Here is a 7,765-nt window from a genome sequence, read left to right as displayed (position 1 = left end):
GCATCGCGACCCGGTATGACAAGAGCCCGGAAAGCTACCTCGCCGGCCTTCACCTCCGCGCCTCGATGATCTGGATCGATGATCTCCTGCTGACCACTGATTGATCACAACATCACACAGGCCCTAGGCGAGTGGATCCGAAGCTCTGCCCCGCCGAAGGGGCAAGGATGTCCAAGATCAGTTCGTGAAGAACCGCGACCTCTGCCGCGGCCGTGTCCACGTGACCACGACCTCCGGGGCCGTGAAGCGCATCTCCGTGTGCGGGAAGACCCGGGACGAGGTGCGCGACAGGATGGGGGAACCCCAGGCCCGGAACAGCCAGGGGATTCCGTCGCCCGACACCAACGCCAAGCTCGGCTGAGCCGTTGTACCGGTTGGCGTACGGGACATGAAAAAGGCCCCGGAGAGCGAACTCTCCGGGGCCTTTTCGCCTTTCAGGCGATTGTGGCCAGGGCCGGGGTCGAACCGGCGACCTTCCGCTTTTCAGGCCAAACCAGGGTCGCGGTATGCCCCGGTCCAGGTGATTTCGCCGTCCGTGGAAGGCTGCCTTCGGCCTTCGTCGTCCGTGCCGGTTGGCGTCAGCGTTGGCGTCATCCGGTACGGACCAGCCGGTTGGTCTTCACCAGTCGAGAGCGCGGAGCCGCTGGTTCGTCCGGTGCAGGTCGAAGCGGGTCGGGTCGAAGTCGGCCGCCGTTTCGAGGCCGAGCCAGCGCAGCAGATCCTCGCGCTCGGGATGGGAGGGGCCGCTGAGGGCCTGCTTGAGGTCGTCGTATCCGGGCGCGCCGCCGCAGTCCTCGGGCGGGCAGGCTCCTGCCCCGTCGACGCACAACGGGTAGCGGCGGCCCGCCTCGGCAGCCACTTGGCGCTCGACGAGGATGCGGTGCTCCCACGAATCACCGAAGTCGTAGGTGTAGTCGAAAAACTCTCCCTCCTTGACCACGGCGTCCAGGGCGGCGGCGGTCTCGTCGACGAAGTCGAGTTCGGAGGAGGGATGGCCATAGTTGACGCCTTTCACGTCGAACGCGTGCAAGTGGCAGTTCTGCCAGCCCATGGCGGCCTGGATGACCAGGTGCAGCCGGTCGAGGCGGAATCCGGCGGGGACCTGAACGCGGCGCCGGACGGCGGGCTGTTCCACATCGGCGAGTTCGATGCGGAGCTGGTAGACGGGATCGCCGGGGCGTGCTTCCCCGCGCAGCCAGGCCATGGCTTGACGGCCCCGCGAGGTGAGGACGAAGGCGTCGCCGACGCGCTGGACCGAGCCAAGGCCGACGAGCGTCGCGAGCACGCGGTCCACATCGCGGTCGTTGCTCCGGCGCAGCTGCCGGAGGCGGTCCTCGGGAAGATCGTCGAGGACGTAGAACCCGGAGACCTTGTCCCACACCGCGGCCTGGAGCTCCTGCTCGGGAACCAGGTCGTCGGCGGCATACAGGCTCATCAGCAGCACCCGAAGCCCGGCCGGATACCCCTCGGCGAAGATCGAGCCGAGCCACCCGGAGGGGAGCACCGCTTCGCTGATGCGCGGCAGGGCCTCGAACAGTGCGTCGAGGATGCGCTCGGGGTCCTCCAGTACGCGCGCGTTCTTCTTGACCGGCACCAGACGGCCGCTGACGACCCGCAGCAGCCGCGCTGCCTTGGCCCATTCCACCAGCAGGTTCAGGTGGCGGAGCTCCTGGCTCGACTTGGTCCTGAAGGTCCTGTCACCGATGGCCGGGTCGATGGTGTCGCCGGTCTCCAGGAGCGCGACCAGGGCCCGCGCGTCCGCGAGGGTGACCTTGCCCGTCTGGGTGAGCTTGCGCCCCGCGCCGATCCAGCCGACGAGATCTCGGATCTGCTCGGTGGTGCGTGGCTGCTCGGGTTCCATCATCGGTTCCTGTCTGCCTCGGGCTTGGCGGATTTCATCATCGAGGATCGGCAGACCCGCTAGGGTCGCGGCGATGAGTGAGTACCAGTACTACGAGTTCCTGGCGATCGACCGCCCGCTGAGCCGCGAGGAACAGGAAGATCTGCGATCGCTGTCGACCCGGGCCCGGATCACCGCGACCGGCTTCACCAACGAATACCAGTGGGGCGACTTTCGGGGCGACCCCAGGCGGATGGTGGAGCGGTACTACGACGCTCACCTCTACCTGACCAACTGGGGCACCCATCAGGTGGTCCTGCGCGTACCCAAGGGACAGCTCACACCGCGAGCGGTGGAGCCGTACTGCTTCGACGAGTGTTTCGAGGCATGGACGACCGAGACCCACCTCATCCTCGACCTGCGCAGTGAGGACGAGAGCGGAGACTGGGACGAGGGTGCCGAGGACTCGCTCGGCGCCATCGCCGGGGTGCGGGCCGAGCTGGCTTCCGGGGATCACCGCGCCCTGTACCTCGCATGGCTGTCCGGCATCGGCGCTTGGGCGCTGCAGGACGACGATGAGGAGGCTTACCAGGACGAGGTCGAGCCCCCGGTCCCGGCCGGGCTCGACCGGCTCACCGCACCGCAGCGAGCGCTCGCGGACTTCCTGCGCGTCGACGCCGACCTGCTGGCGGTCGCAGCCCAGGCCAGCCCGCCCGCCCCCGCACCTCGGAAGAGGCCCGGGAAGAAGGAGCTGGCGCCGCTAATCGCGGCGCTTCCCGAGACGGAGAAGAACGACCTCCTGCTGCGCCTGGCGCTGGGCGATGAGCCTCAACTGGGAGCCGAACTCCTGCGCCGCCTGCGCGGCGAGCCGCCCGTCGCGACGGTGCCGGGGCAGCGCTCGGCCGCAGAACTGCTGGACGCAGCGCACGCGCGAGCCACCGGGCGTCGGCAGCGCGGTGAGCGGGTTCGAGCCGAGGCGCGGGCGAAGAAGCTGACCGCCCTGGCCGCCGAGGAGGAAGCGATCTGGCACGAGGTCGAGAACCACGTCGCCCGTAAGCAGGCCGCCCGCTACGACACCGCCGTGGCCCTCCTGGTCGAGCTCCGTGACGCCTGTGACCACGTCGGACGCGGCCTTGAGTTCCGGCAGCGGCTGGCCGAGCTCCGCGACCGGTACCAGCACCTGCCCGGCCTGCTGCGCCGACTCGACGACCGGGCCCTGCGCGGTTGATGCCAGTCACTCCGCGAGGGACATTGTCCACAGGAGCGCGTCTTCGGATGCCCTCGTCCACTTCGGGTCGCGTCAGCGTTGGCGCAATACGACGGTGGAAGGGTTCCTGGCTTCAAACCTCTGGTCCCGTTCCCGCTGGCGACTCGTTACGCTCGGTGCGGTGACAGCAGCACGAAGCCTCGCGATTTGGCTGGCCGACCGTACTCCTTCGCAGCTGACCGAACTGCTGGAGCAGCGCGAACTTCCCTACGCGGCCAGGGTGGCGAGCCTGACCGGTCTGGCCGACCACCTGCTGACGGACGCCTCGACGGCCCTGGGGCTGAGCGAGATCAGCCTCGGGGACCTTCAACTGCTGGTCGCTGTGGCGACCTTGGCCGAACGGTTGCACGGTCCGCTACCGGCCGTCCCGCCGACTCATCACCTGTTCATGGGTTACGGCGGTCGTTCACCGCGACTCGACGCGCTTGCGGTCGACCCCGCTGACCGGTCCGTGACCCGGGATCAGCTCTTCGGATTCCTGCAACTCGACGGTGCGGGTCGGTCCGCGGCCGAGGCCGCGCTGTCCCGGCTGACCGAGCGGGCCCTGGTGCTGCCCTCGTCCGGAAGCAGGGTCACCGTTCCGATCCTGGTCCACCGCCAGGCGGGCGAAGGCGGCGGTTACGGCCGGCCCGCCGAACAACTGCTCACCGAGGCCTTCAACGCTCCGGAGATCCACCGCATCGCGCAGGGACTGGGGCTCGCGAAGGCGCGGACTCGAGACGAGGCGCAGCGGCAGATCGTGGACGTGCTCAGGGACGCGAAGCGCGTGCACGCCATGGCCGCCGAAGCGCCGCCCGCGGCCCTGGATCTGCTGGACAAAATGGTTCCGGGCCCGCCACTGCTGCGCACGCACTGCTTCGTCTCCCGGTACGGCGGCGGCTTCTACCCGGGCTCCGGAGGCAAGTTCACCTTCCGGGAAGGCGGCTCGGGAGATCCCGGCACGGACTGGCTGGCCGCCCGCGGCCTGGTCCTTCCGGTGGATGAGGACCTGGCGGAACTGCCGCGCGAGGTGGCCGACGCGTTGCGCGACCACGACCGCGCGCCGAGCTACCAGCCCGCCCCGCCCCCGGTCGAGGAAACGGTGGAGATCCCGGGTGGTGCAGTCGAGAGCCAGGCGCAGGCGGCGTTGGCCGAGGCGGCCTCCCGGGTCGAGCTGATGCTCCGCCAGATGGTCGTGCAGCCGCTCGCTGTGCGCAAGGCGGGCGGGATCGCAGTCCGGGACACCCGCCGGCTGGCGAAGACGGCCGGCATGCCGGAGGAGCAAGCCCGGTTGTGGCTCGACCTGGCGAACAACGCGGACCTGATCACCCCTTGCGCCGAGGAACCGGAGGCCCCGGCGAGAGGGCGGGGCCGCGCGCGGGGGCCGGAATATCAGCCACCTGCCCGGATGCTGCCCACTGGGCGGTACGACGAGTGGCTGGCGGCTCCACCCGCTCAGCGGCTGCTGCCGCTCGTCGCCACCTGGGCGGTGGTGCCCGAGGTGTTCAGCTATTGGCCGGACGAGAACGACACCCCGGTCGCGCTGGTCACGCCGGAGGACAGAGAGGCTGTCGATCTGCGCTACGCCGTGCTGGAGGCTCTGGCCACCCTTCCGACCGGGCGCGGAGTCGCCACCGGCAAGTCCGCTCGCGCGCGGGCGACCGCTCTTGCCGGTCTCATCGCCACGGCGGCCTGGTTCCGCCCGACTGCCCTCGCCCAGGGTTCGTGGGAGGCTGAGCGGGTCGAGGCGACCCTGGCGGAGGCGGAGCTGCTCGGGGTCGTCGCCCACGGAGCGCTGACTCCGCTCGGGCACGCCGTGCTCGGGCTCCTGAGGGCGGGTGCACACCGCCACTTCCCAGCCGTTCCGGGCGCCGGGCCGGCGCTGCGCGACCATCCTGCTCTGGACGACGCGGTTCGGCAGTTGTCCGCGGCCCTGGACGCGCTGCTGCCCGCGCCGCAGACCACCGCCCGGTTCCAGGCGGACCTTACGGCCGTGGTCGCCGGAGCTGCCGCATCGGAGCTGACGGATCTGATGGCCGCCTGTGCGGACCGGGAGTCGCAGGGCCATGCCGTGGTGTGGCGGATCACCCCTGTGGCGGTCCGCCGGGCGCTGGACTCCGGATTGGACGCCGCCGACCTGCTGGCTCGGCTGGCCGATGTCTCCGAGGGCGGGCGGCCGCTTCCGCAGCCCCTGGAGTACCTGATCAGGGACACCGCGCGGGCGCACGGCCGGATGCGAGTGGTGCGCTCCGCCTGCTGCATCCGCTCCGACGACGAGGCACTGGTGTCGGAGCTCGCCGCGGCCCGTGCGCTGTCCAGGCTCGGTTTGCGACGGATCGCGCCGACCGTGCTGATCAGCACGGCCGAGCCCGAGGCAACCCTTGCCGCGCTTCGGGCTGCCGGCTACGCCCCGGTGCTGGAGGCGGAGACCGGGACGACGGTCATCGAGAAGGCCCGCCAGGAACGCGGTCCCAAGCGCATGCCGTCACTGTCCGGAGCGCGATCGCGCCACGGTAAGGGACCGGGCACTGCCCGGTCGCTGGCGGGCGCGTTGCTGGTCGGCCGGTGACCAGGAGGATCGCCCCAACCGCTCGGGCAGGGCGATGTGCGCCGCATCGTGGCGGTGAAGTCGCCTCGGAGCTCCCGGCCCCGGGGTGGGAGCTCGGCACACTGGGCGTGTTGAATCGGCAGCGAGAGCAGCGTGTCAGTGGCCCTCGGTCCAGAATTGTTGGAGCCGGGCGATCGCTCCTGCCCTGTCCATTTTCGCGATCTCGTCCTCCGCGAGACCCACGCGGTTGATCAGCATGTGGACCAGGTCCGCAGGAAGTGCCTCACGGGGCGGCTCCGGTGCGCCACGGTCGGGCAAAGTGCCGTCCAGGACGCAGGGCCAGAACTCGTCCTCTGTCACGTCCAACTGGTCGCGGAGGATGTGTGCCCACATGCTCGCGCCGTACACCGTCCGGTCCACTGGGTGGGACACCCGGGTTCGGAGGATTCGCCCGTCGTAGACGCCGAGCTCGTACGTCACATGGTGGGTACCCGTTCGGCCGCGCGCGTCACGTACGCGGTCCCAGCCTTCAACCTTGCAGAACTGCTCGTGCCGTTCGCGGGTCGGCTGAGGCCAGGTCACTTCGCGACTCCGAGCAGCCAGTCGCGGAGCTGCGCGTCGTCGCTGAGGCCGATCAGCTGAACCAGGCCCCAGTTGTCGCGGTGGTTCGGAGCGCTCAGGAGTCGGTCCTGCCAGTCCTCCGCGTACTCGCGGAGCGCGTCGACCATCTCGTCGATGGCCTCGTCAAACGTCCCGCCATCTGCGGCGACCGGGAGGCCGGGGAAGAACACCGACCAGCCGCCACCCTCGGCGACCACCTCGGCCTTGGACGGGCACAGCAGCGTGAGGGCGTGGCGCAGCCGCCCCGCGTCGACCACAGCCGCACGGCCGGTGTCTCGGCGAACGGTCGCGACCCTGCCCTGCCCGGCTGCGTCCAGTAGGTCCTTCAGGTGTGCTCGGGCTTCGGTGTAGCTCTCGTAGTGGACTGCTGTCATTGGGAGCCTCCTCGTCCGAGAACCAGGGTCGCGCCCGCTGCGAAGTACGTCAAGTACGTCACGTACCTGCCCTCGGCCAGGAAGATGGTGACCGTCCGCTGTCCCGTTGGCGTCAAACGACACGAAAATGCCCCCGAAGCGAGCTGCTTCGGGGGCATCGTGCCTGGTCAGGCTATGTGGCCAGGGCCGGGGTCGAACCGGCGACCTTCCGCTTTTCAGGCGGACGCTCGTACCAACTGAGCTACCTGGCCGTACTGCACCGTCTCTTGCGAGACGAGCGATCCCGACGGGACTTGAACCCGCGACCTCCACCTTGACAGGGTGGCGAGCTAACCAACTGCTCCACGGGACCTAGAAGTGGCGAACCACTCAGGTCTTGCGCACTGCACTTTACTACGGTACTGCGTGCCCCCAACGGGATTCGAACCCGTGCTACCGCCTTGAAAGGGCGGCGTCCTGGGCCACTAGACGATGAGGGCTTGTGGCCTGTCCCGCTGTTCCCAGCGCTCGGGGACGTCGAGAAGCATATGGGATGCAGGGCGGATCGCCAAAACGGGATTCGGCCGGGTGGGGGTACGGGTGGTGGGGCCGGTTGCGGGGGGTCAGGACCAGCCGAGCTCGTCCAGCTCGTGGTCGTCGAAGCCGAAGTGGTGGGCGACCTCGTGGATGACCGTGGTGCGGACCTCCTCGACCACCTGTTCGTGGGTCTCGCAGTGGCGCAGGGTGGGGCCGCGGTAGATCAGGATGCGGTCGGGCAGGACGCCGGCGTACCACTCGCCGCGCTCCGTGAGCGGGGTGCCCTCGTACAGGCCGAGGAGTTCCGGGTCGCTCGGGTCGGGCTCGTCCTCGACGAAGATCGCGACGTTGTCCATCATGGCCGCGAGCTGCGGGGGGATCTGGTCGAGGGCGTCGCTGACCAGCGTCTCGAACTCTTCCCGGGTCATCTCCACCGGATCATTGTCCGGTGTCGGATGACGGTGTGCCAGGTGGCGGAGGCCGGTGTTTGATGGGGCTATGACCACCTCGGAGGACACCGTGGACGACGCTGCGGGCGGCACCGCGGCGGACGGCCCGGCCCGGAACCGGCCGCCGGTGCTGCGCGGGCAGGGGCGGGCGGTGGCGGTGGTCGCGGCGGG

7 protein-coding genes and 3 tRNA genes are annotated in these 7,765 nt (G+C 69.7%); 3 read left to right on the top strand and 7 right to left on the bottom strand.

Features of this window, described 5'->3' with window-relative positions; all coding sequences use genetic code 11:
* The first annotated feature begins 184 nt into the window (after window positions 1–184).
* Window positions 185–361, top strand: coding sequence for a hypothetical protein (locus KS423_RS32240; protein WP_224283300.1), 177 nt, complete (start codon window positions 185–187; stop codon window positions 359–361).
* Between the two features lie 258 nt (window positions 362–619).
* Here the strand turns inward: KS423_RS32240 and KS423_RS32235 are convergent, their stop codons facing one another.
* Window positions 620–1,864, bottom strand: a complete 1,245-nt coding sequence (locus KS423_RS32235; RefSeq protein ID WP_224283299.1) for a plasmid pRiA4b ORF-3 family protein — start codon at window positions 1,862–1,864, stop codon at window positions 620–622.
* Window positions 1,865–1,934: 70 nt separating this feature from the next.
* Between KS423_RS32235 and KS423_RS32230 the strand changes: the two genes are divergently transcribed.
* Window positions 1,935–3,068, top strand: coding sequence for a hypothetical protein (locus KS423_RS32230; protein ID WP_224283298.1), 1,134 nt, complete (start codon window positions 1,935–1,937; stop codon window positions 3,066–3,068).
* A gap of 160 nt (window positions 3,069–3,228) precedes the next feature.
* Window positions 3,229–5,655: a helicase-associated domain-containing protein gene (locus KS423_RS48170; protein WP_308020274.1), complete on the top strand. Its 2,427-nt coding sequence runs from the start codon at window positions 3,229–3,231 to the stop codon at window positions 5,653–5,655.
* A gap of 135 nt (window positions 5,656–5,790) precedes the next feature.
* On the opposite strand, the gene KS423_RS32215 is transcribed toward KS423_RS48170, so the two are convergent.
* The 6 genes from KS423_RS32215 to KS423_RS32190 all read right to left on the bottom strand — a co-directional run bounded on the left by KS423_RS32215 (window position 5,791) and on the right by KS423_RS32190 (window position 7,573).
* The gene (locus KS423_RS32215; RefSeq protein WP_224283297.1) at window positions 5,791–6,216 is read right to left on the bottom strand and encodes a cytotoxic translational repressor of toxin-antitoxin stability system; all 426 of its coding nucleotides are present in this window, start codon (window positions 6,214–6,216) and stop codon (window positions 5,791–5,793) included.
* The gene (locus tag KS423_RS32210) at window positions 6,213–6,629 is read right to left on the bottom strand and encodes a type II toxin-antitoxin system HicB family antitoxin (RefSeq protein WP_224283296.1); all 417 of its coding nucleotides are present in this window, start codon (window positions 6,627–6,629) and stop codon (window positions 6,213–6,215) included. Before KS423_RS32210 ends, KS423_RS32215 begins: the two co-directional genes overlap by 4 nt.
* A 177-nt stretch (window positions 6,630–6,806) precedes the next feature.
* Window positions 6,807–6,880, bottom strand: a tRNA-Phe gene (locus KS423_RS32205).
* Between the two features lie 27 nt (window positions 6,881–6,907).
* A tRNA-Asp gene (locus tag KS423_RS32200) sits at window positions 6,908–6,981 on the bottom strand.
* A gap of 54 nt (window positions 6,982–7,035) precedes the next feature.
* Window positions 7,036–7,108: transfer RNA gene (locus KS423_RS32195), tRNA-Glu, on the bottom strand.
* 123 nt (window positions 7,109–7,231) lie between these two features.
* On the bottom strand, window positions 7,232–7,573 hold the full coding sequence (locus KS423_RS32190; RefSeq protein ID WP_224283295.1) for a metallopeptidase family protein: 342 nt from the start codon (window positions 7,571–7,573) through the stop codon (window positions 7,232–7,234).
* Between the last annotated feature and the right edge of the window lie 192 nt (window positions 7,574–7,765).

It is taken from the genome of Streptomyces sp. LS1784 (assembly GCF_020103755.1).
In the GTDB taxonomy this organism is placed as follows: domain Bacteria; phylum Actinomycetota; class Actinomycetes; order Streptomycetales; family Streptomycetaceae; genus Kitasatospora.
This window is presented reverse-complemented; position numbering and strand designations above follow the sequence as displayed.